The organism is Aeromonas sp. S19(2024), assembly GCF_041402625.1.
GTDB classification, from domain to species: Bacteria; Pseudomonadota; Gammaproteobacteria; order Enterobacterales; family Aeromonadaceae; genus Aeromonas; species Aeromonas caviae.
Window position 1 is genome coordinate 535,086 of sequence record NZ_JBGLQU010000001.1, and the last position, 21,330, is coordinate 556,415.

Consider the following 21,330-nt stretch of genomic DNA (forward strand, 5'->3'; position numbering starts at 1 on the left):
TCCCGAGGATCCCATGCCTGCCACTGCCACCCGGTTTGACCCCGCCCTCATCGAGACGCTGCTCGCACGCGTCGATGCCTGCTTTGTGCAGGCCGAAACGCGTCTTGGCCGCACCTTCCCCCGCCCGCAAGTCCATTGCAACATGCGGAGCCGGGCGGCAGGGTCGGCGCGGCTGCAAACCTGGGAGCTGCGTTTCAATCCGGCGCTCTATCAGGCCAATCAGCAGGCGTTTTTAAGGGAAGTGGTGCCCCACGAGGTGGCGCACCTGCTGGTCTATGCGCTCTGGGGAGAGGGGCGCGGCAAGAGCCGGGTACTGCCCCATGGCCGCCAGTGGCAGTCGGTGATGCGGGAGCTGTTCGGCCTCGAACCCAGCACCACCCACAGCTTTGATCTGGGGGTGCTGGCCCAGCGCACCTTCGTGTATGCCTGCGCCTGCCAGCAGCATCCCCTCTCCGTGCGCCGCCACAACAAGGTGATACGCGGCGAGGCCCGCTATCACTGCCGCCGCTGTCGCCAGCCCCTGGTGTGGCAGCGCGACACGACGGCGGATTGAGTCACCCCGTGTCGCGCTCCTGTGATAGGGTGCGCGCTTACTTCATTCAACTGTCTCATTGCCAAGGATATTCATGTTTCGCCCTCTGCTCTCCCTCTGCCTGGCCCTGCTGGTCAGCGCCCCGGCCCATGCCGACAACATCCAGACCTTTCGCGCCGCCAAGCAGGATCTGAACAAGCTCTACCAGAGCCACCCCGTCACCTTCTACTGCGGCTGCAACATCAAGTTCAGCGGCAAGAAGATGGCCCCCGACTGGGAGAGCTGCGGCTACCTGCCGCGCAAGCAGGCCGAGCGGGCCTCCCGCATCGAATGGGAGCACGTGGTGCCCGCCTGGGAGTTCGGCCACCAGCTCCAGTGCTGGCAGGACGGGGGTCGCAAGAATTGCGGCAAGAGCGACGAGTTCAACAGGATGGAGGGAGACATGCACAACCTCTTCCCCGCCATCGGCGAGGTGAACGGCGATCGGGCGAACTTCCGCTTCAGCGACTGGAACGGCAAACCGAACCAGTACGGCAAGTGCCAGATGCTGGTGGACTTCAAGGAGCGCCAGGTGCAGCCGCCCAAGGGGCCGGTGCGTGGCCAGATCGCCCGCGCCTACCTCTACATGAGCCAGCAGTACGGACTGCGTCTGGCGGCACAGCAGCGCAAGCTTTACGAAGCCTGGGACAGGCAGTATCCGGCTGATCGCTGGGAGTGCGAGCGCAACCGCCGTATCGGCAAGCTGCAGGGCAATACCAATCCCTTCATTGAAAAGCAGTGCCAATAACCCCATTTGACCAGGGAGGGGGAGCGTCCCCCTCCTCCTGAATCCCTTCACTCTCTGTCTCGCGAGCCTTGCTCGCCGCCGTGCAGTAGGGTATTGAAGGGTTTCCAAGCAAGAGACTGACTATCAGCCATGCGCATTCCACGTATCTATGAACCGGCCAGCCTGCAGGTTGGCCAGACCCTCGCCCTGTCGGAAGACGGCGCCAATCACATCGGCCGCGTGCTGCGCATGCAGCCGGGCCAGCAGCTCGAGCTGTTCAACGGCGACGGCCACCAGTACCCCGCCACCATCACCAGTGTGGGCAAGAAGTCCGTTGAGGTGACCATCGACAGTTGCGAGACCCGCTCTGTGGAGTCCCCCCTTGCCATCCACCTGGGTCAGGTGATCAGCCGCGGCGACAAGATGGACTTCACCATCCAGAAATCGGTGGAGCTCGGCGTCACCTGCATCACGCCCCTCTTCTCCGAGCGCTGCGGCGTCAAGCTGCCCGCTGATCGGCTGGAGAAAAAGCGCGAACAGTGGCAAAAAGTGGTGATCAGCGCCTGCGAGCAGTGCGGCCGCAATACCGTGCCCGAGGTGCGCATGCCGATGGAGCTCGACGCCTGGCTGGCGGAAGAGACCCAGGAGCTCAAGCTCAACCTGCATCCGCGCGCCCCTTACAGCATCAACACCCTGCCCATCCCCGAGCACGGCGTGCGCCTGCTGATCGGCCCGGAAGGGGGCTTGTCCGGCGACGAGATCGCCCGTACCGTGCAGGAAGATTTCAAGGAGATGCTGCTGGGGCCGCGGGTGCTGCGCACCGAAACCGCCGCCCTGACGGCGATTACTGCGCTTCAGTGCCGCTTTGGCGATCTGGCCTGACAGCCGACCCCACCCCGGCCCTCCCCTTCGCAGGGGAGGGAGCAACAGGCCCCTCCCCCTTGTGAAGGGGGAGGCAGGGAGGGGGTCATCACATCCCATCGAGCCATTAGGAAGGAAACTCGGATGACCATTAAACTCGGCATCGTGATGGACCCCATCTCGGCCATCAACATCAAGAAGGACTCCAGCTTCGCCATGCTCGAAGAGGCGCAAAAGCGCGGCTACGAGCTGTTCTATCTGGAGATGAAGGATCTCTACATGGAGGCCGGTCGCGCCTTCGGTACCATGCGTCCGCTCACCGTCAAATATGACTATGCCGACTGGTACACGCTGGGCGAGGTGGTGGATCAGCCGCTCTCCAGCCTGGATGTGATCCTGATGCGCAAGGATCCCCCCTTCGACACCGAGTTCATCTACGCCACCTACATGCTGGAGCGGGCCGAGGATGAGGGCTGCCTCATCGTCAACAAGCCCCAGAGCCTGCGCGACGCCAACGAGAAGCTCTACACCGCCTGGTTTGCCGAGCACACCCCGACCACACTCGTCACTCGCAGAGCAAACAAGCTGCGTGCCTTCCACGCCAAGCACAAGGACGTCATCCTCAAGCCGCTGGACGGCATGGGCGGCGCCTCCATCTTCCGCATGAAGGAGGATGACGCCAACGTCGGTGTCATCATCGAGACATTAACCTCTCACGGCAGCCAGTACTGCATGGCGCAGACCTATCTGCCCGCCATCAAGGATGGCGACAAGCGGGTGCTGGTGGTGGACGGCGAACCGGTACCTTACTGCCTGGCCCGGATCCCGGCCCAGGGTGAGACCCGTGGCAACCTGGCGGCCGGTGGCCGTGGTGAGGCCCGCCCCCTGAGCGAAGCGGACTGGGCCATCGCCCGCGCGGTGGGCCCGACCCTGAAAGAGAAGGGGCTCATCTTCGTCGGCCTCGACATCATCGGCGATCGCCTGACCGAGATTAACGTCACCAGCCCGACCTGCATCCGCGAGATTGAGGCGGCCTTCGACGTCTCCATTACCGGCATGCTGATGGACGCCATCGAGCGCCGACTGGGCCGCTGACCCCTTCCCCAGCGACCCGTTGCCGCAGCGAGGAAACACACACAAGGGGCCGTGAAGGCCCCTTTGACTGCTGGCAAAAAGCGGTTTTGCCCGCCGCCATCAACTGCCATAATCACCCCAAATACCTTTGCACGCTAAGAGATACATACGCTCCATGCAAACACTGCAAAATCACTTTCTGCTCGCCATGCCGAGCCTCACGGACGCCTATTTCCAGCGCTCCCTGGTCTATCTGTGCGAACACAGCAGCGAAGGCGCCATGGGACTGGTGGTCAACATTCCGGTTGACATGTCCCTGGACGCCATGCTGACCAAGCTCAACCTCAATCCCCCCGCCACCGCCGAGATGAAACAGCCGGTGTTGCAGGGGGGCCCGGTGCACGGGGATCGCGGCTTCGTGCTGCACAGCTTCCGCCCGGGCTTCAACTCCACCCTGCAGGTGAGCGACGAGATGATGGTCACCACCTCCAAGGACATCCTGGAGACCCTGGGCACCGACGAGGCGCCGGACCACTGGCTGGTGGCGCTCGGTTACGCCGGCTGGAGTGCAGGTCAGCTCGAGCAGGAGCTGGTGGATGGCGCCTGGCTGGTGATCCCCCCCAATCCCAAGCTGGTCTTCGATACCCCCATCCACCTGCGCTGGCAGCAAGCCGCCGCGAGCATTGGGGTCAACCCCCTGCACCTCTCCAGCCAGGTGGGCCATAGCTGACACCCCGGACCTCCCCTCCGGGGGAGGCAGGGAGGGGTCTTCCCCCTTCATTTATCCATCCATTTCGAGGAGACCCCATGTCATCACGCAGCATCATGGGCTTTGACTACGGCACCAAGAGCATCGGTGTCGCCATCGGCCAGGAGCTCACGGGCAGCGCCCGCCCCCTTCGCTCCCTCAAGGCCAACGACGGCATCCCCAACTGGGACGAGATAGAGAAGTTAATCAAGGAGTGGCAACCGGATCTGCTGATCGTCGGTCTGCCGCTCAACATGGATGGCACGGACCAGGAGATCACGGTGCGGGCCCGCAAGTTCGGCAATCGCCTGCACGGTCGCTTCGGCAAGCCGGTGGAGTTCAAGGACGAGCGGCTCACCACCACGGATGCCCGCGCCCGCCTGTTTGAACGTGGCGGCTACAAGGCGCTGGACAAGGGGAGCGTGGACGGCGTCTCCGCCCAGCTCATCGTCGAAGCCTGGATGGAAGAGCAGTACGACTAAACCGGGGAGCCTCCTCCCCCTTGCTTCTCTTTCACCGCCCCGCTCCCCATGGGCCCGCCCCAGGCAAAACGCGTCATCCCCGCTGCGGCCAGGCCATAGAGCCGCCGGATCTCCCCCCGCAACCACATCACCTTGGCATCCTGATTGTGGCGCTTGTGCCACAGCAGGATGAAGGCGATCTCCAGCTGGGCATAGAGAGACTCTTCCAGCGGCAACGGCATGGGGATGAGGTCGGGGTGGTGTCTGGCGGCATAGTCCGCGCAATATGAAGGCACCACGGCGATCAGCTCGTGGCTCTTTTGGGCGGCGATATGCAGCGCCTGCTCGAAGCTCGCCACCATGATGGGCACCTGCCGCCTGTGGCCTTCGTCCTCCAGCAGATCGTCCAGTGCCCAGCTGTCGCTGGCCTCCCACACCACGCTCACCTGGGGGCAGGCCAGAAAGCGGGTCAGCGACCACGTCTGCCCGAGCAAGGGGTGATCCTTGCGCAGGAACACCACGGGACGATCGCAGAACAGCACCTCGTGATCGATGTAATAGGGCAGCCGGTTGACCCTGGCATGGGAGCGGCCGTGGGTCTCCCGGGCACAGAAGCCGAGATCCGCCTCCCCGTTGACGATGTCGTTGAGAGAGTGGTGATCCCAGCCCAGCATCCTGACCACGGAGTGGGGGTACTTCTGGTAGATGGTCGTGGGCAGCTCGCTCAGGAAGCTGATGCCGAAGGGGGACTCCATCACCAGACTGAAGCGGGCCCCCTCGGGGATCGCCTCGCTGTTGAGGGTGCTGATGCTCTCGGTGAGCTGGAACCAGGTCTTGAGCTCCTCCGCCAGGGTCAGGGAGAGATTGGTCGGCTGCAAGCCCTGACGCACGCGCACGAAGAGGGGGTCCCCGAACCAGTCCCGCAGCTTGCCGAGCGCCTTGCTCACCGCCGACGGGGTGACACACAGCTTCTTGGCCGCCCCCGCCACGCTGCGCTCCTGCATCAGGTGCCTGAAGACCACCAGCAGGTTCAAATCGAGTTCACCCAGATTGCGCATCGCTTCTCTCCTATCCCCGAGCCCGGACTCGCCGGATCGCACGCCATGGTAGCAGCACCTTCACCACCAGGTAACCGAGCAGCGCCAGCAGGAGTGCCAGGATCAGCATCCAGAGCGCAGGCATCCCCAGATGGCCCATCCCCCAGATGAAGAGCCCGGACAACCCTATCTGCATGATGCAGAGCAGGGCACTGGCCGATGCCACCTGATCCCCGCACATATCCAGCGCCTCCCCCATCGCCACTCCGAACCCGCAGGAAAACCCGATGCAGACCAGGGCAAACCCCGCCAGGAGCCAGGACAGGCCGCCTTCGGGCCCGCTGCTGCACAACAGGGCGAGCAAGGCCAGCAGGTAGGCGAGGTGGGAGAGCGCCAGCACCCTTGCCTTGCCGAGCCAGCGCAGCAGCAAGGGGGTCAGGAAGGAAGCGGACATGCTCACCCCGGCCATCGCCATCATCAGCCGGGTGTACTGCTCGGGAGGCAGGCCGAACGTGGTCATCAGGACGAGGGGCGAGACGCTCACATAGACCAGGATGGCGGTCACGCTGGCGCTGGTCAGCAAGGCGCGCAGCATGAAGGGGGCCGTGCCCAGCAGGGCCAGCGGCGATGCCACTGCAGGCTGGCGGGTGGGGCGGGTCTCCTTGAGCAGTCGCAGGTTGACCAGGGCACTGATGGCGGCCACCAGCGCCATGCCCACGAAGATGCCGCGCCACTCGAAGTGCGACAGGATGAGATAACCGAGTACGGGAGCCAGCACCGGAATGACGCAGATCACGCCGTTGATGAGGGAGAGGGCCATCGCGAGGCGCGCCTGGCTCAGCACATCCCGCAGCACGGTGAAGGTCATGATGTAGAGCGCTCCAGCGCCCACCCCTTGCCAGAAACGCCCCAGATAAAACTGGGCGATGCCGGTCGCCTCCGCCGCCACCAGGGAGGCGACCACGAAGATGAGGGCGCCCCCCAGCACCACGGGGCGCCTGCCATGGCGATCCGCCAGCATGCCCCCCGGCAGCACGGTAGCCGCCATGCCCAGCAGATAGATGGAAAAAGCGGTGTGGATCTGCGCCTCGCTCCCCTGCAGGGTTTGCGCAATGCGGGGGACGGCCACCAGATAGAGATCGATCCCGAGGGGATAGAGGATGATCATCAGAAAAGTACACAGCAGAAACATACCCATGAAGGCTCCATAGCAGCAGGTTTCACCATCACAGGTGCGCTGTCAGCGAGATTGACAACTCAATCCTGCAAAAGCAGAGGAAGATGCCGGGCACTATAGAGCGGGCGGCCTGCCGGGGCCTAGTGACGAGATGGCACTCGGTGGATGCCAATCCGGACATCTCCCGCAGGAGAGGTCCGGACTAGCATGCTCATCGACCCGCCCCCTGCCAGGTCGCCCTTGAGGGGTCGGGTCCGAGGTAACGGGCACGCCGCGATGCGGCGTGCCCTCAAGGCTCAGCGAAGGCGCTCCATTACCTGGCCAGTTGCGTCAGGATGGCGTGGGCCACCTTGATGCGCGCCTCGTTGGGGTAGTTGCGATTGGCCAGCATGACGACGCCGATCCCTTTGGCCGGCACGAAGGCCACATAGGCCCCGAAGCCGTTGGTCGAGCCGGTCTTGTTGAAGAGCACAGGGTGCCCTGTTGCAGCGGGCGCGGGCGCCGCCGGGTTGGCATTGTAAATCATCGCCGGGGAGTTGCCCGCCAGCAGCGTCTGCTCGCTGACGGGATAGGGGTAACGCTCCCAGCCCAGTCCCTGGGTCATCTCCCCCACCGCATACTGGCCCTGGTGAGTCAGATCGATGGCCTGCTGCATGGCCGCATTATCCACCCCGCTGATGTTGGCCTTCACAAAGCGCAGCAGATCCGCCGAGCTGGTCTTGATGCCGTAGGCCTCGTCCGCCAGCATGCCGGGAGTGACGCGGATGGGCTTGTCCTCCTTCGAGTAGCCGTAGGCGTAGTGCCCCATGGCCTGCTCGGGCACAGTGAGGTAGGTATGGTACAGGCCAAGCCCCGGCAGGATCGTCTGCTCCATCAGGCGATCGAACGGCTGCTTCATGCTGCTCGCCGCCAGATAGCCAAAGAGCCCGATGCTGGGGTTGGCGTACTGGCGATGGGAACCCGGCGAGTAGGCTGGGGTCCACTGGCGGTAGTAGGCCTGCATCTTCTCGAGCGAATCCACCTCCTCGGGGAATTGCAGCGGCAAGCCGCCCGCGCTGTAGGTAGCCAGCTCCCCCATGGTGATGTTGTCAAAGGCGGATCCCTTGAGCCAGGGGGCGAACAGACTCGCCTTGTCATCGAGCTCGAAGCCCCCCTGCACCACGGCGTAGGCCCCCAGCGTCGCGGTCAGGGTCTTGCTCACGGAGCCTATCTCGAACAGGGTCTGCTCGCTGACACCGACTGCGCGCTCCCGATCGGCCACACCGTAGTTGAAATAGTGGGCCTTGCCATCCTTGAGCACGGCCACCGCCATGCCCGGGATCCTGTGCTCCTTGAGCAGCGGCCGGATGCTGGCATCCACCACGGGGCGCAGGGGATCGGTCGCCGCCTTGTCACCGGCATGAGCCAGGCCGGCCCACATCAGGGTGGCCAGAGCGCCCCACAGGATGGATTGTCGTTGTTGCATTGCATGTCTCCTGACTGTCGTTAGCAAGGTATCGCCATGGCGGCGAGTGATGAACCCAGCATAGTCCCGCGAGGTGTGCTGCCGATGAGGCTCTGTGAAGTCAGTGTGAAGCCGCCCCCTCTTTTTACCCATGAAAAAGGGGAGCCATGGCTCCCCTTCAATCACCTTGCAACGCAGGCTTATTTCTTGCCCGGGTTGTCCCAGATCCCCTCTTCCAGCTGGCTGCGCAGCTCGGGGTATTTGTTGGCATCGAAGGTCGGCACGCGGCCCACCTTGAGCTGGTCGTTGTAGTCCTTGGCCAGCTTGATGGCGACGCCGGAGAGCAGCAGGATGGCCACCAGGTTGACGATGGCCATCAGCCCCATGGAGACATCCGCCAGAGCCCACACGGTCGGCAGTTCGCCCACGGATCCGAACATCACCATGCCCAGCACGAACATCCGGAACAGCATCAGGCCGCCCTTGTGGTTGTGCTCGAGGAACACCAGGTTGGTCTCCGCATAGGAGTAGTTCGCCACGATGGAGGTGAAGGCGAAGAAGAAGATGGCCGCTGCGATGAAGATGTTGCCACCGCCGCCCACCTGGGAGGAGAGAGCGCGCTGGGTCAGCTCGACACCGGTCACGCCGGAACCCGGCTCGAACTGGCCGGACATCAGGATGATGGCGGCAGTACAGGTACAGATGACGATGGTATCGAGGAAGACACCCAGCATCTGCACATAACCCTGGGAGGCCGGGTGCGGCGGATAGGGGGTGGCGGTGGCGGCAGCGTTGGGAGCAGAGCCCATGCCCGCCTCGTTGGAGAAGAGGCCGCGCTTGATGCCGTTGATCATCGCCTGGGAGATGGCATAGCCCATGGCGCCGGAACCTGCCTGCTCGATGCCGAACGCAGACTTGATGATGAGGGCGAAGATACCCGGCAGCTCGCTGATGTTCATGAACACCACGAACAGCGCCATCAGGATATAGGCGATTGCCATGAAGGGCACCACCAGCTCGGCAAAGCGGGCGATGCCGCGAATGCCGCCGAAGATGATGAGACCGGAGAGCACCACCAGGGCCAGACCGCTCACCCAGTCAGGGATGCCGAAGGCGACGTTCATGGCCAAGCTGATGGAGTTGGCCTGCACCGCGTTGAACACCAGACCGAAGGCCAGCAGCAGGCAGAGGGAGAAGACCACCCCCATCCAGCGCATGCCGAGGCCGCGCTCCATGTAGTAGGCGGGGCCACCCCGATAGTTGCCATCCTCATCCTTGACCTTGTAGAGCTGGGCCAGGGTGCTTTCCACGAAGGCGGTGGCCATGCCGATGAAGGCGATCAGCCACATCCAGAAGACGGCGCCAGGGCCACCCAGATAGATGGCGACGGCCACACCGGCCAGATTGCCCGTCCCGACGCGAGCCGCCAGGCTGGTACACAGAGCCTGGAAGGAGGAGATGCCAGCGCTGTCGGATTTGCGACTGTTGCGCAGGACCGAGAACATGTGGCCGAAGTGGCGGATCTGGATAAAGCCCAGGCGGAAGGTAAAGAAGATACCGACCCCGATCAGCAGGTAAATGAGCACGGCTCCCCACATCAGGTCGTTAATCATTGCAATCAAGGTGTCCATAATTCTCTCGTTGTTATCACATCCATGGCCAGTCTGCGCTGACCGCTCTCTGTCAATTTCCGAACCAGCATTGCGCCGAAGGGGCGGAATCTAGCATAGCGAGGGAATTCAGAATAGTGACAGGGCTCACTGGGGAGACAAAAAACGAGCAATTTGATGCAAAAAAGCTTCATTTAGCACGCAATAAATCAACAAAAATTGATGTGCAACCCAGCCCCTCACAAATTAGAGCCAATAGAGAACCATTTTACAACTCATCCCATGGGGGTAAAAACCGCTGAGTGAAACGACATCAGGGAGACAAGCGTTTGCCTCTCATGCCTCATCGGCAAGGGGTTGTAACGCAAAACGTTTTACACGTAATTAAATTTCAAGTAGCTGACAGAACTATTTATGTGACCTCCCGCACAAAATCATGAATCCACCAAAATAATTGCGCTTTTCCATGTCGGAGCCAGCCGCCACACCATGAATAAAACTCGTTTTTTATCAAACACTTTCACTCGACAGCCGGTACCGCTTTCACCACCTGGCTGATTCGCATACAAGCCCCCCTATTGCAGGATGCGCCACATCCGTATTAATTAGGCAGGCAATGACGATGGGGCCTGCCCATCGCCCCTTTCTGAGCCTGAGCCGCCGGGATCTTGTAATTTAATTTCAGAACTGCCGTCTCATGCCCACCACCCTGGGATTGCTCCCTCATAAAGAGATGATATTTGCCATGGCCGATAAATTGACCCAGCTGAAAGCCCTGACCACAGTGGTTGCCGACACCGGCGACATCGAAGCCATCAAGCGCTACCAGCCCATCGATGCCACCACCAACCCCTCTCTGGTACTCAAGGCCTCCGAGATCCCCGAGTACGCAGCCCTGATCCAGGACGCCATTGCCTGGGCCAAATCCCAGAGCCAGGACAAGGCACAGCAAATCATCGACGCAGGCGACAAGCTGGCGGTCAACATCGGCCTCGAAGTGCTGAAAATCGTTCCGGGCCGCATCTCCACCGAAGTGGACGCCCGCCTCTCCTTCGACACCGACGCCAGCATCGCCAAGGCCCGCAAGCTGATCCGCCTCTACAACGAAGCCGGCATCAGCAATGATCGCATCCTGATCAAGCTGGCCTCCACCTGGGAAGGGATCCGTGCCGCCGAGGTGCTGGAGAAAGAGGGTATCCAGTGCAACCTGACCCTGCTGTTCTCCTTCGCCCAGGCCCGTGCCTGTGCCGAAGCCGGCGCCTTCCTCATCTCCCCCTTCGTGGGCCGCATCCTCGACTGGTACAAGGCCAAGAACGGCCGTGACTACACCGCCAGTGAAGATCCGGGCGTGGTCTCCGTCACCGCCATCTACAACTACTACAAGCAGCACGACTACCCGACCGTGGTCATGGGCGCGAGCTTCCGCAACACCGGCGAAATCCTGGAACTGGCCGGCTGCGACCGCCTGACCATTGGCCCCGCTTTGCTGGAAGAGCTGAGCAAGGCCGAAGGCACCGTGGTGCGCAAGCTGGACTACACCGGCGAGCACACAGCCAAACCGGCCCCGATGACCGAAGCCGAGTTCCGCTGGGAGCTGAACCAGGACGCCATGGCCGTCGAGAAACTGGGGGAAGGCATCCGCCTGTTCGCCATCGACCAGGGCAAGCTGGAAACCATGCTGGCAAGCCACCTGTAAGGCCGCTCGCCACTCGGCTCTCACAGAGCGAAGTGGCGCCGCAAAAACCGGGCTCCCGAAAGGGCAGCCCGGTTTTTTTGTGCCTGTTTCCGGTTGTCACAACTTCGTCATAAAAACGTTTTATTTTCAAAGGCGTCGTGTTATACGGATGGTGAAAACCATAAAACCAAGGAGGGAGCCATGGACATGTTCAACTTCGATTTTGACGAGGTCGTTGAGCTGGGTTCACGTAGCCGCGGGACAACGGGAAAAAAACGCAAATGGCGTGAGATTGAGGCGCTTAAAGACAAGCACCGCCTGCAAAAGGAGCTGCAGGCCATCGACATCGCCTATGAAGGATCGGACGACCTGGAGCTCTGATACGCCCACATCGCCCATATTTCACTCCAACGAGTGGAGCCATAAAAACAGCGCCCCGGATTGACCGGGGCGCTGTTTTTATGGGTGAACCTCCTGTCAGGCTGCAGGCAGCGAGAGCTGTTTGGCCAGCGCCTGGAAGTGCTGGCTTACCTCCGCTCCGAACAGGGGATCATTGATGGCCCGGTTCTGCCAGAGCTGTTCGAGATGACGCCAGTCATCCTCGGTCAGGGAGTCGCGCAGATGGGGGAAGATGACCCCTTCCTCATAGTTCATGTGCGCCTCCTGCTGCTCGATGAACTGCTCCAGACGGGCCACGAACTGATCCAGCGGGATGACCGCATCCATCAGGATCATCTCCACCATCTCCTTGAGCTCGGTCCCTGCATCCAGCAGACGGGCGTGCTCCTCGTGCAGCCGGTTGGCCACCTCTCCCTCCACCACCCTGTATTTCAGGTAGTAGTCATAAATCATGTCTTCCTTCGGGTGGTGGTACTTGTCGGATACCTCGCGCAGATAATCCACCACATCCCGCAGCAGGAAGTAGCTTACCGGCTGCTCATTGCGAATGGCCGCCAGCTTTTGCTTGAGCAGCGTCAGCAACCGGGTGATGTTGAGGTGGTCCTTATGCAGACTGGATAACATGGGCACTCCTTGCACTGAAATGAGAAAACGTCTGTCTCGAGTATACGGTCATTTATTGCCTGAACTTTGCACTCAATCAAGTCGGATGCAGACAGCGGCTGCACCAGCCTCTCACCACAGGAGGCACAGGGGACACCATTTCCCCTGTGCATGCACGGCGTCAGGCCGCCGGATCGGCGCAGACCGAGAGCCAGTCGATGGGACTGCGTCCTTGCTGGACCAGCAGGCGATTGGCCTCGGAGAAGTGGCCGCAACCGATGAAACCGCGATGGGCAGAGAGCGGGCTGGGATGGGGGGCGCTCAGCACATGGTGGCGCGACCGGTCGATGAAGCGCCCTTTCTTCTGGGCATGAGCGCCCCACAGCAGGAAGACAACTCCCTGGCAATGGGCATTGATCCGCTCGATGACCCGATCGGTAAAGGTCTCCCACCCCAGGTGGGCGTGAGAGTGCGCCATGCCCGCCTGTACCGTCAGCACCGTATTGAGCAGCAGCACTCCCTGTCTGGCCCAGGATTCCAGGAATCCGTGATTGGGTGTGACAAAACCCGGCAGATCCCGCTGCATCTCCTTGTAGATGTTGACGAGGGACGGCGGCGTGCGCACTCCGGGCAAGACGGAGAAACAGAGGCCGTGCGCCTGGTCCGGGCCGTGATAGGGATCCTGCCCCAGGATCACCACCTTGACGTCATCCAGCTCGGTCAGTTTGAAGGCATTGAAGACCTCGGTCGCCGGGGGATAGATCACCTTGCCCGCCTCCCGCTCGGCCCTGACGGTGGCCAGGGTGTCCATGAAATACGCCTGCTCTTTCTCCGAACCAATCACATCTTTCCAGGTCAGCACACCCGTCTCCTCTCGTTGCGAATCCACTCCTTCCATCCTGGCTGGCATGCCAACCTCTCCCTCTCCCCATTCCCCGCCTTCTGTCCAGCTTGGCACCGCTATCTCCTCGGTCAATAGAGCAAGGGGCTCAGGATAGGGTCCTCGCCCCCAAGACGCAACCGCATGGAGGTCAGGCTCAGCCTGGCCAGCCTGGGAAGTGGCGGCGTTCACGGGCAATGACCGGGGCTGCGTCGACACAGGAATAACAGGACGTCCTTCGGACAAGCCTCATGGGCAGGCCGGTTTTCGCTGACGCCAGAAATAAACCCTAAAGGTGTAGTTAAATTACTAGATATGAATAATAAAAAATGCATAATTTATATATCTTACAAAAACAGAAAAATGATCTGTTTTTGATTCAACTCAATGATTTAATCCCTTTCAATGCACGCAAAATGGGATTTTATTGATTTAGATCAATTTTCGTAATATTACTGTCGTGGTATATATGGCCCCAACGAAGTAAAGGTGTAAGGCAAGGCCCCGTTAAATCATTCCTTCCAAGAGGTGGTTTAAAAACATCAGGGTAATGTGCTTACCGTTGAATCCGCTTTCCTATGAGGAGTCATACCATGATCAAGGGCATCCAAATCACCCAGTCCGCCAACGCCGCTCTGCTGAACTCTTTCTGGCTGCTGGACGAAGAGAAACAACAGGCTCGCTGCATCTGCGCCAAGGGCGACAGCTTTGCCGCCGATCAGGAAGTCAGCCTCTCCGACCTGGGTCAATTCGAATACCGTGAACTGCCGGTTCAGCAAGAGCCTGTGGTCGAAGGGGGTCAGCACTTGAACGTCAACGTACTGCGCCGCGAAACCCTGGAAGACGCCATCGCCAACCCGGAAAAATACCCGCAGCTCACCATCCGCGTCTCCGGTTACGCTGTGCGTTTCAACGCCCTGACCCCGGAGCAGCAGCGTGACGTGGTAACCCGCACCTTCACCCAGAGCCTGTAAGGCGCCCTGCGTAAAGAGATTAAAAAAACGGCCCCCTCGGGCCGTTTTTTCATGGGTGATGATCGCCGCCGGAACCTGGGTCAGCTTCGCAGGTCCACCGGCATGACCGCCACAGGTTTCGCCAGGGCGTCCTGCATGGTGGCCTCGTCGAGCTGATCGCAGTAACGGGCCACCACCAGGGTCGCCACCCCGTTGCCGATGAGGTTGGTCAGGGCGCGCGCCTCCGACATGAAGCGATCAATCCCGAGGATCAGCGCCAGCCCGGCCAGCGGCAGATGCCCTACCGCCGAGATGGTGGCTGCCAGCACGATGAAGCCACTCCCCGTGACTCCGGCCGCCCCCTTGGAGGAGATAAGCAGCACCACCAGCAGGGTGAGCTGATGGAACAGGTCCAGCGGGGTGTTGGTCGCCTGGGCGATGAAGACGGCAGCCATGGTCAGATAGATGGAGGTGCCGTCCAGGTTGAATGAGTAACCGGTCGGGATCACCAGACCCACCACCGATTTCTTGCAGCCCAGCGCCTCCATTTTCACCAGCATGCGCGGCAATACGGATTCCGACGAGGATGTTCCGAGCACGATCAACAGCTCTTCCCGGATATAGGCAATAAAGCGCACAATGCTGAAGCCATTGGCTTTGGCGATACTGCCGAGCACCAGGAAAATAAACAGCAGGCAGGTCAGATAGAAGCTAGCAATTAATTGCCCCAGCTGAACCAAAGAACCAATACCGTATTTCCCTATGGTGAATGCCATGGCGCCAAATGCCCCGATCGGCGCCAGTTTCATGATCATGTTGATGATGCCGAAAATAACCTGGGAGAAACCATCGATGATATTGAAGATGGGTTTTCCCTTCTCCCCGATATGATGCAGGGAAAATCCGAACAGGACGGCAAACAGCAACACCTGGAGTATATTGCCGCCGGCAAAGGCACCGATGACGCTGGCCGGTATCACATCCAGCAGGAAGGGAATTATCCCCTGGGACTGGGCCTGATCCGCATAGACGGAGATGGCGCTGGCGTCGAGTGAGGAGGGATCCACATTCATACCGGCCCCCGGCTGCAGCACGTTGACCACGCACAGACCGATGATCAGGGCCAGGGTGCTCACCACTTCAAAATAGATCAGCGCAATGGCACCGGTTTTGCCCACCGCCTTCATGCTTTCCATGCCGGCAATGCCGGTGACCACGGTACAGAAAATGACGGGGGCGATGATCATCTTGATTAATTTAACGAAGCCATCACCAAGGGGTTTCATATCTGCGCCCAGACTCGGATAGACATGTCCCAGACATATTCCGATGGTGATTGCCAATATCACCTGAAAATAGAGGCTACTGACAATTTTCTTGTGCATGCTCAACGTCCTGTTAATAAGTGTGACTCCACTGACAGCAAATAACGCATGCAGCAGTCTGCGGCGAGAAATAGGGTTATCTCACCCGCTTCATACCTTTTTGCCATCCTGACGGTCGCTACTTTTGCATGTCATAAGAAGCAAATAAGAGACATCAATCACACAATATATTTAACATCATTAACACCACGGAAACATGGTCGCAATGGACGCCGAAGAGCACCAAATGAAAATGACGGAAATAAAAATGCCCCGCATGGCGGGGCATTTTTGATAGTAAAAATCGCGATCAGGCGGAGGTATCGAGGGGCTCGAAGCCCTTGACGAGATCGTCGATGGCCTTCATCTGCTTGAGGAAGCCTTCCAGCTTCTCCAGCGGCAGAGCGCTCGGGCCGTCGCAGCGGGCAATTTTCGGATCCGGGTGGGATTCGATAAAGAGACCGGCGAGGCCCACCGCCATGCCGGCACGGGCCAGCTCGGTCACCTGCTCGCGGCGACCACCGGAGGCCGCTCCCAGGGGATCACGGCACTGCAGGGAGTGGGTGACGTCAAAGATGACCGGATAGCCGCCGGTGCTCTTCTTCATGACGCCCAGGCCCAGCATGTCCACCACCAGGTTGTCATAGCCGAAGTTGGCACCGCGCTCGCAGAGGATCAGGCGATCGTTGCCACACTCCTCGAACTTGTCGGTGATGTTCTTCATCTGGCTTGGGCTCAGGAATTGCGGCTTCTTGATGTTGATGACGTTGCCGGTGCGGGCCATGGCCTCCACCAGATCGGTCTGGCGCGCCAGGAAGGCGGGCAGCTGGATGACGTCGACCACCTCGGCGACCGGTTTGGCCTGATGGGGCTCATGCAGATCGGAGATCACCGGCATGCCGAAGGTCGCTTTCAGCTCCTGGAAGATCTTCATCCCCTCTTCCAGACCCGGGCCGCGATAGGAGTGGATGGAGGAGCGGTTGGCCTTGTCCCAGCTCGCCTTGAACACGAACGGGATGCCGAGCTTGCTGGTCACTTCCACGTACTTCTCGCACACCGCCATCGCCATGTCGCGGGATTCCAGCACGTTCATGCCGCCGAACAGCACGAAAGGTTTGTCGTTGGCGACGTCGATCTGGTTGACCTTGATATTCTTCTGTTCCATCTCAGGGATCCTTAATGGAGGGGCTTGGGACTGAGGTCCAGGGTGGCCAGCTGGGTTTTCAGCACATCGGCCACGGGATCATCAGGGCATTGTTCAATAAAGTATTCGAAATCGTCGGCGGCAAAGCGCGGGCAATCGAGTTGCTCATAGATGAAGCCCCGATCCCGCGTCTCCAGCGGATCGCCGGGCTTCATGCGCAGCAGCAGCTCGCTGCAGCGCAGCGCCTCCGTCATGCGCTCCTCGCGCAGCAGGGCGCCCTTACTGACATTGAGCAAGCGCTCGATGATCTCCCACTGCCCCGATGGCTGCAGATGATCATCGCTCAGACTCGCCAGGTTGCCGAGGGCACCGCGCAGCAGCAGTTCGATGCGGTGCCGGCTCAGTTCATCACCGTTGAAGGGGTCTACATAGACCTCCCCGTCCAGACCAGCAAAACTCAGAAGGAAATGGCCGGGGAAGCAGATCCCCTCCACATCCAGCCCTATCTTGCGACCCAGCTGGATGAGGAGGATGCCGAGACTGACCGGGATCCCCTTGCGCCTTGCCAGCACCTGGTCCAGATCGCAGTTGGCGGACGAGAAGTAATCCTGCCAGTCGCCACGAAAGCCCAGGGTCTGGTAGAAACCCTGCAACAGCTGACGGCGCACCTCGTCGCAGTCTCCCTCGGCAATCGTCTCGTCCAGCCAGGCATCGAGGCGGGCAAGCTCGGCCTCTCCCGTGCCGCCATGACCCCGGATCTCGTCGCTCACCGACAGCGCCAGCTCGGCCAGATCGTGAGCCTCGAAGTCGGTCCACTCATCCACACGTATCATCGTCATCCTTCCTAGCCGAACAGGCTGGCCTGCTTTTGCACCGCAAGCTTGGCGATAAAGAAGATCCACCCCAGTGCGCCCAGGAAGGCAAACCAGCGGATGCCGTTGCTGCGGGCCAGACGCAGCGCCATCATGGCCAGAAACGCCACCACCAGGATGGCGGTCAGCTTCTCGGCCAGCCAGGGGATGGCGTTGTTGAGGGGGTTGAGACCCAGCACCATGCAGAGCAGCGCACCGGAGAGCACCACCAGGCCGTTGAGCCAGCCGCTGATCTTGAGGGTGCGGGCGCCCCCTGCCAGCGCGGAGCCGGTCTGCAACCAGTAAAAGCGCAGGATAAACATCAGCACGGCACCGGCAATCAGGGTGAGGTGCAGATGCTTGAGAACAACATACATAAGATTTCCTTGAACAGGGGCAGACCGGGCCCGCCCGTCATATCACTGAGCCAGGCGCCCCAGGGTCACCCGCTCGTTATCGCCGTAATCGCGCACGGTTTCCACCTGGACGTAGCCTTGTTGCAGCAGGAGTTGACGCACCGCCTCCCCCTGATCCCAGCCGTGTTCCAGCAACAGCCAACCACCTGGCACCAGATGGGCGGGCGCCTGGGTGACGATGAGGCGGATATCCGCCAGCCCCTGCTCCTCCGCCACCAGGGCGGAGCGCGGCTCGAAGCGCACGTCCCCCTCGTGAAGATGGGGATCCGTCCCGTCGATGTAAGGCGGGTTGGAGACGATCATCGCAAAGCGCGGTGCATCCGAGAGCGGCGCAAACCAGCTACCGTCGCGCACCTCGATGGGCAACCTCAGGGCTGCGCTGTTGGTGCGGGCCAACGCGGCCGCGGCCGGCATCCTGTCCACCGCCCATACATCGGCATCCGGTCGCTCAGACTTGAGCGCAAGGGCGATGGCACCGGTGCCCGTGCCCAGATCCAGCAGGGCGCAGGGGCCACCCGGCAGGCGGGCCAGCGCCTGTTCCACCAGCACCTCGGTATCGGGGCGCGGGATCAGGGTGGCCGGGCTCACTTTCAGCGGCAGCGACCAGAACTCCCGCTCACCGATGAGGTGGGCAATGGGCTCTCCATTGAGGCGACGGGCAAGCCAGCCCGCCAGGGTCGCCTGCTGGGCGGCATCGAGCTCGTGCTCCGGCCAGGTCATCAGATAGCTGCGCCGGCAATCCAGCAGATGACAGAGCAGGGCATCGGCGTCGGCACGGGGGGATTCCCCGGAGGCCAGGGTCGCCATGATATGGGCACGAGCCTGCTGGATCTGCATCAGTTGCTCTCGGCCAGGGAGGCGAGCTGATCCGCCTGATACTCCTGCACCAGGGGGGTGATCACGCAGTCCAGATCCCCTTCCAGGATGTCGCCCAGACGATAGAGGGTGAGGTTGATCCGGTGCTCGGAGAGACGCCCCTGGGGATAGTTGTAGGTGCGGATGCGCTCGGAGCGATCCCCGGAGCCCACCAGGTTGCGGCGGGTACTCTGCTCGGCGGCGCGGTGGCGTTCGTCCTCGGCCGCCTGCAGGCGAGCGGAGAGCACCGACATCGCCTTGGCGCGGTTCTTGTGCTGGGAGCGCTCGTCCTGGCACTCCACCACCAGCCCGGTGGGCAGGTGGGTGATGCGGATGGCGGAGTCGGTCTTGTTGACGTGCTGGCCGCCGGCACCGGAAGCGCGGAAGGTGTCGATCTTCAGCTCGGAGGGGTTGATCTCCACCTGCTCGGCTTCCGGCACTTCCGGCAGCACGGCCACGGTACAGGCGGAGGTGTGCACCCGGCCCTGGGATTCGGTCTCGGGGACTCGCTGCACCCGGTGGCCGCCGGACTCGAACTTGAGGCGGCCGTAGACGTGCTCGCCGTCCACCTTGGCGATCACCTCCTTGTAGCCACCGTGTTCGCCGTCATTGCAGCTGACGATGGAGACACGCCACCCCTGACGCTCGGCGTAGCGGGAGTACATGCGGAACAGATCCCCCGCGAAAATGGCCGCCTCGTCGCCACCGGCACCGGCGCGGATTTCCAGATAGCAGTTGTTGTCATCCTTGGGGTCGCGCGGCAACAGCATCACCTGAAGCGCCTGCTCCTGCTCCTCGAAGGTCGCCTTGGCGAGCGGCAGTTCCTCCTGTGCCATCTCCCGCAGCTCGGCATCCTCTTCCTCCAGCATCAGCCGGGTGGTGTCGAGGTTCTCTTCGGCCTGGCGGAAACGCTGGAAGGCGTGAACGATATCTTCCAGCTGGGCGTATTCCCGGGTCAGGGCGCGGTATCTGTCCTGATCCGAGGCGACCCCGGGCTCCCCGAGCAGGGCCTGTACTTCTTCATGGCGCTCGATGAGGCCTTCCAGCTTTCTGATCAATGAGGGGTTCATGACTCTTGGATTCTCGATGGAGGACGGGACGGCAAAGGGCCGTCCCAACACTATGATTCTTGTGACAATCCCAGCACCTGGCGCAGTTGGGCCAGCTTGTGGCTGTCCCCCTGGGCGGCGGCCTGGCGCAGGGCCTGGGTCGGTGCGTGGATCAGCTTGTTGGTGAGGCGATGGGCCATGGCCTTGAGCGCCTGCTCGGCATTTTCACCCTGTTGCAGGGCCAGCAGGGCCCGCTGCAACTCTTCGTCGGCGACCTGCTGTGACTGATGGCGATAATCGCGAATGAGATCCACCGAGTGCTGGCTGCGATACCAACCCATGAACTCGTCGCGCTCTTCCTGCACGATGAGTTCCGCCTCGGCGGCCGCCCGCTTGCGGGTCTCCAGGTTCTGCTCGATGATGCCCTGCAGATCGTCCACCGTGTAGAGATAGGCATCGGAAAGCTCGTCTACCTCGGCTTCGATGTCGCGGGGCACGGCGATATCCACCAGGAACATGGGCTTGAAGCGACGCGCCTTGAGCGCCCGCTCCACCATGCCCTTGCCGATGATGGGCAGGGGGCTTGCCGTGGAGCTGATGACGATGTCCGCCTCGTGCAGGTAGTCCGGGATCTCCTCCAGGGTCATTACCTGGGCACCGAACTCCTCTGCCAGCAACTGGGCCCGTTGCAGGGTCCGGTTCGCCACCATCATCCGGGTCACGCTCTGCTCGCGCAGGTGGCGGGCCACCAGTTCGATGGTTTCGCCGGCGCCCACCAGCAGCACCTTGGTCTGGGAGAGGTCGGAGAAGATACGGCGGGCCAGGCTCACGGCGGCGAAGGCTACCGACACCGCGCTGGCGCCGATCTCGGTGTCAGTGCGCACCCGTTTGGCCACCGAGAAGGATTTCTGGAACAGGCGCTCCAGGGATCCTTTCACCGCATCCGCCTGCTGGGCGTGGGCGTAGGATTGCTTGATCTGCCCCAGGATCTGCGGCTCCCCGAGCACCAGGGAGTCGAGGCCGCAGGCCACCCGCATCAGGTGTCGCACCGCTTCCTCGTCCTGGTGCCGGTAGATGGCGGAGAGCACCTCGCTCGCCTCCAGCGCGTGGAACCGCTGCAACCAGTTCAGCACCTGCTCCCCCTGCCCCTGCTCCAGGCTGCAATAGAGCTCGGTGCGGTTGCAGGTGGAGACGATCACCGCCTCGCTGACGCCAGGCTGCTCCACCAGCTCACGCAGGGCGCGATCGATGCGGTCCGGGCCAAAGGCGACCCGCTCCCGCAAGGCGACACTGGCGGTGTTGTGGTTGATTCCGAGGGCAAGCAGACTCATGGGTGGGTGATGATCGTTTCATGCACAGGGTGTAGAGGCCGACAATTGTACGAGAAAGGGTAAGTCTTTAAAAGCAATACGGCCGCCCCTTATACTGTCG

Annotated in this window: 22 protein-coding genes; 9 read left to right on the forward strand and 13 right to left on the reverse strand. The window is 61.5% G+C overall.

The window, feature by feature from the left end; genetic code table 11:
• The first annotated feature begins 13 nt into the window (after window positions 1-13).
• The 6 genes from ACB037_RS02505 (at window position 14) to ruvX (ending at window position 4,463) form a co-directional block, all read left to right on the forward strand.
• Window positions 14-553, forward strand: a complete 540-nt coding sequence (locus ACB037_RS02505; protein ID WP_371174848.1) for a SprT family zinc-dependent metalloprotease — start codon at window positions 14-16, stop codon at window positions 551-553.
• A gap of 73 nt (window positions 554-626) precedes the next feature.
• Window positions 627-1,319, forward strand: a complete 693-nt coding sequence (locus ACB037_RS02510) for an endonuclease (RefSeq protein WP_039040144.1) — start codon at window positions 627-629, stop codon at window positions 1,317-1,319.
• A gap of 129 nt (window positions 1,320-1,448) precedes the next feature.
• Window positions 1,449-2,180, forward strand: coding sequence for a 16S rRNA (uracil(1498)-N(3))-methyltransferase (rsmE, locus tag ACB037_RS02515; protein WP_041212593.1), 732 nt, complete (start codon window positions 1,449-1,451; stop codon window positions 2,178-2,180).
• Between the two features lie 123 nt (window positions 2,181-2,303).
• Complete coding sequence (gene gshB / locus ACB037_RS02520) at window positions 2,304-3,254, forward strand: glutathione synthase (RefSeq protein ID WP_371174849.1); 951 nt, start codon at window positions 2,304-2,306, stop codon at window positions 3,252-3,254.
• Window positions 3,255-3,408: 154 nt separating this feature from the next.
• On the forward strand, window positions 3,409-3,963 hold the full coding sequence (locus ACB037_RS02525; RefSeq protein WP_010673864.1) for a YqgE/AlgH family protein: 555 nt from the start codon (window positions 3,409-3,411) through the stop codon (window positions 3,961-3,963).
• Window positions 3,964-4,040: 77 nt separating this feature from the next.
• Entirely contained in the window at window positions 4,041-4,463 is a 423-nt protein-coding gene (gene ruvX, locus ACB037_RS02530; RefSeq protein ID WP_010673863.1) for a Holliday junction resolvase RuvX, read from the forward strand.
• Here ruvX and yidZ read toward each other — a convergent pair.
• The 4 genes from yidZ to ACB037_RS02550 all read right to left on the reverse strand — a co-directional run bounded on the left by yidZ (window position 4,460) and on the right by ACB037_RS02550 (window position 9,731).
• A complete protein-coding gene (gene yidZ / locus ACB037_RS02535) occupies window positions 4,460-5,500 on the reverse strand; it encodes an HTH-type transcriptional regulator YidZ (RefSeq protein ID WP_069651514.1) in 1,041 nt (346 codons plus the stop codon). The two genes, ruvX and yidZ, sit on opposite strands and share 4 nt — an antisense overlap.
• A gap of 10 nt (window positions 5,501-5,510) precedes the next feature.
• Entirely contained in the window at window positions 5,511-6,677 is a 1,167-nt protein-coding gene (locus ACB037_RS02540; RefSeq protein WP_371174850.1) for an MdtL family multidrug efflux MFS transporter, read from the reverse strand.
• Window positions 6,678-6,969: 292 nt separating this feature from the next.
• Window positions 6,970-8,121: a CMY-1/MOX family class C beta-lactamase gene (gene blaMOX, locus ACB037_RS02545; RefSeq protein WP_371174851.1), complete on the reverse strand. Its 1,152-nt coding sequence runs from the start codon at window positions 8,119-8,121 to the stop codon at window positions 6,970-6,972.
• Between the two features lie 179 nt (window positions 8,122-8,300).
• Complete coding sequence (locus tag ACB037_RS02550) at window positions 8,301-9,731, reverse strand: sodium:alanine symporter family protein (protein WP_043155782.1); 1,431 nt, start codon at window positions 9,729-9,731, stop codon at window positions 8,301-8,303.
• 724 nt (window positions 9,732-10,455) lie between these two features.
• Between ACB037_RS02550 and tal the strand changes: the two genes are divergently transcribed.
• Complete coding sequence (gene tal, locus ACB037_RS02555; RefSeq protein ID WP_180911465.1) at window positions 10,456-11,406, forward strand: transaldolase; 951 nt, start codon at window positions 10,456-10,458, stop codon at window positions 11,404-11,406.
• Window positions 11,407-11,586: 180 nt separating this feature from the next.
• Window positions 11,587-11,766, forward strand: a complete 180-nt coding sequence (locus ACB037_RS02560) for a DUF3545 family protein (protein ID WP_010673858.1) — start codon at window positions 11,587-11,589, stop codon at window positions 11,764-11,766.
• A gap of 96 nt (window positions 11,767-11,862) precedes the next feature.
• On the opposite strand, the gene ACB037_RS02565 is transcribed toward ACB037_RS02560, so the two are convergent.
• Entirely contained in the window at window positions 11,863-12,408 is a 546-nt protein-coding gene (locus ACB037_RS02565; RefSeq protein ID WP_041212588.1) for a hemerythrin domain-containing protein, read from the reverse strand.
• Window positions 12,409-12,568: 160 nt separating this feature from the next.
• Window positions 12,569-13,249 carry a uracil-DNA glycosylase gene (gene ung, locus ACB037_RS02570; RefSeq protein ID WP_010673856.1) on the reverse strand — a complete coding sequence of 227 codons (681 nt, stop codon included), beginning with the start codon at window positions 13,247-13,249 and terminating at the stop codon, window positions 12,569-12,571.
• Between the two features lie 611 nt (window positions 13,250-13,860).
• Here ung and grcA point away from each other — a divergent pair.
• Window positions 13,861-14,241 carry an autonomous glycyl radical cofactor GrcA gene (gene grcA, locus ACB037_RS02575; protein WP_010673855.1) on the forward strand — a complete coding sequence of 127 codons (381 nt, stop codon included), beginning with the start codon at window positions 13,861-13,863 and terminating at the stop codon, window positions 14,239-14,241.
• 80 nt (window positions 14,242-14,321) lie between these two features.
• Here the strand turns inward: grcA and ACB037_RS02580 are convergent, their stop codons facing one another.
• From ACB037_RS02580 to hemA, 7 genes are all read right to left on the reverse strand, one after another.
• Entirely contained in the window at window positions 14,322-15,605 is a 1,284-nt protein-coding gene (locus tag ACB037_RS02580; protein ID WP_103243557.1) for a dicarboxylate/amino acid:cation symporter, read from the reverse strand.
• A gap of 289 nt (window positions 15,606-15,894) precedes the next feature.
• Window positions 15,895-16,749: a 3-deoxy-8-phosphooctulonate synthase gene (kdsA, locus tag ACB037_RS02585; RefSeq protein WP_039039605.1), complete on the reverse strand. Its 855-nt coding sequence runs from the start codon at window positions 16,747-16,749 to the stop codon at window positions 15,895-15,897.
• 11 nt (window positions 16,750-16,760) lie between these two features.
• Window positions 16,761-17,561 (reverse strand): SirB1 family protein, encoded by an 801-nt coding sequence (locus tag ACB037_RS02590; protein WP_041212584.1) that lies wholly within the window; start codon window positions 17,559-17,561, stop codon window positions 16,761-16,763.
• Between the two features lie 11 nt (window positions 17,562-17,572).
• Window positions 17,573-17,956 carry a SirB2 family protein gene (locus ACB037_RS02595; protein WP_161470216.1) on the reverse strand — a complete coding sequence of 128 codons (384 nt, stop codon included), beginning with the start codon at window positions 17,954-17,956 and terminating at the stop codon, window positions 17,573-17,575.
• Between the two features lie 42 nt (window positions 17,957-17,998).
• On the reverse strand, window positions 17,999-18,832 hold the full coding sequence (gene prmC, locus ACB037_RS02600) for a peptide chain release factor N(5)-glutamine methyltransferase (protein WP_202015418.1): 834 nt from the start codon (window positions 18,830-18,832) through the stop codon (window positions 17,999-18,001).
• Window positions 18,832-19,920 (reverse strand): peptide chain release factor 1, encoded by a 1,089-nt coding sequence (gene prfA / locus ACB037_RS02605; protein ID WP_039039601.1) that lies wholly within the window; start codon window positions 19,918-19,920, stop codon window positions 18,832-18,834. The genes prmC and prfA overlap by 1 nt, the downstream gene beginning before the upstream one ends.
• A 50-nt stretch (window positions 19,921-19,970) precedes the next feature.
• Window positions 19,971-21,230 (reverse strand): glutamyl-tRNA reductase, encoded by a 1,260-nt coding sequence (hemA, locus tag ACB037_RS02610; protein ID WP_041212583.1) that lies wholly within the window; start codon window positions 21,228-21,230, stop codon window positions 19,971-19,973.
• Window positions 21,231-21,330: the final 100 nt, after the last annotated feature.

Excerpts from the sequence above, each read along its gene's own strand:
- yidZ (WP_069651514.1), bottom strand. The coding sequence starts at position 5,500 with ATGCGCAATCTGGGTGAACTCGATTTGAACCTGCTGGTGGTCTTCAGG.
- rsmE (WP_041212593.1), top strand. The coding sequence starts at position 1,449 with ATGCGCATTCCACGTATCTATGAACCGGCCAGCCTGCAGGTTGGCCAG.
- ACB037_RS02580 (WP_103243557.1), bottom strand. The coding sequence starts at position 15,605 with ATGCACAAGAAAATTGTCAGTAGCCTCTATTTTCAGGTGATATTGGCA.
- ACB037_RS02540 (WP_371174850.1), bottom strand. The coding sequence starts at position 6,677 with ATGGGTATGTTTCTGCTGTGTACTTTTCTGATGATCATCCTCTATCCC.
- blaMOX (WP_371174851.1), bottom strand. The coding sequence starts at position 8,121 with ATGCAACAACGACAATCCATCCTGTGGGGCGCTCTGGCCACCCTGATG.
- ACB037_RS02565 (WP_041212588.1), bottom strand. The coding sequence starts at position 12,408 with ATGTTATCCAGTCTGCATAAGGACCACCTCAACATCACCCGGTTGCTG.
- ACB037_RS02550 (WP_043155782.1), bottom strand. The coding sequence starts at position 9,731 with ATGGACACCTTGATTGCAATGATTAACGACCTGATGTGGGGAGCCGTG.
- ACB037_RS02510 (WP_039040144.1), top strand. The coding sequence starts at position 627 with ATGTTTCGCCCTCTGCTCTCCCTCTGCCTGGCCCTGCTGGTCAGCGCC.
- prmC (WP_202015418.1), bottom strand. The coding sequence starts at position 18,832 with ATGCAGATCCAGCAGGCTCGTGCCCATATCATGGCGACCCTGGCCTCC.
- gshB (WP_371174849.1), top strand. The coding sequence starts at position 2,304 with ATGACCATTAAACTCGGCATCGTGATGGACCCCATCTCGGCCATCAAC.
- ACB037_RS02595 (WP_161470216.1), bottom strand. The coding sequence starts at position 17,956 with ATGTATGTTGTTCTCAAGCATCTGCACCTCACCCTGATTGCCGGTGCC.
- ACB037_RS02590 (WP_041212584.1), bottom strand. The coding sequence starts at position 17,561 with ATGATACGTGTGGATGAGTGGACCGACTTCGAGGCTCACGATCTGGCC.
- tal (WP_180911465.1), top strand. The coding sequence starts at position 10,456 with ATGGCCGATAAATTGACCCAGCTGAAAGCCCTGACCACAGTGGTTGCC.
- ACB037_RS02525 (WP_010673864.1), top strand. The coding sequence starts at position 3,409 with ATGCAAACACTGCAAAATCACTTTCTGCTCGCCATGCCGAGCCTCACG.
- grcA (WP_010673855.1), top strand. The coding sequence starts at position 13,861 with ATGATCAAGGGCATCCAAATCACCCAGTCCGCCAACGCCGCTCTGCTG.
- kdsA (WP_039039605.1), bottom strand. The coding sequence starts at position 16,749 with ATGGAACAGAAGAATATCAAGGTCAACCAGATCGACGTCGCCAACGAC.
- hemA (WP_041212583.1), bottom strand. The coding sequence starts at position 21,230 with ATGAGTCTGCTTGCCCTCGGAATCAACCACAACACCGCCAGTGTCGCC.
- prfA (WP_039039601.1), bottom strand. The coding sequence starts at position 19,920 with ATGAACCCCTCATTGATCAGAAAGCTGGAAGGCCTCATCGAGCGCCAT.
- ruvX (WP_010673863.1), top strand. The coding sequence starts at position 4,041 with ATGTCATCACGCAGCATCATGGGCTTTGACTACGGCACCAAGAGCATC.
- ACB037_RS02560 (WP_010673858.1), top strand. The coding sequence starts at position 11,587 with ATGGACATGTTCAACTTCGATTTTGACGAGGTCGTTGAGCTGGGTTCA.
- ACB037_RS02505 (WP_371174848.1), top strand. The coding sequence starts at position 14 with ATGCCTGCCACTGCCACCCGGTTTGACCCCGCCCTCATCGAGACGCTG.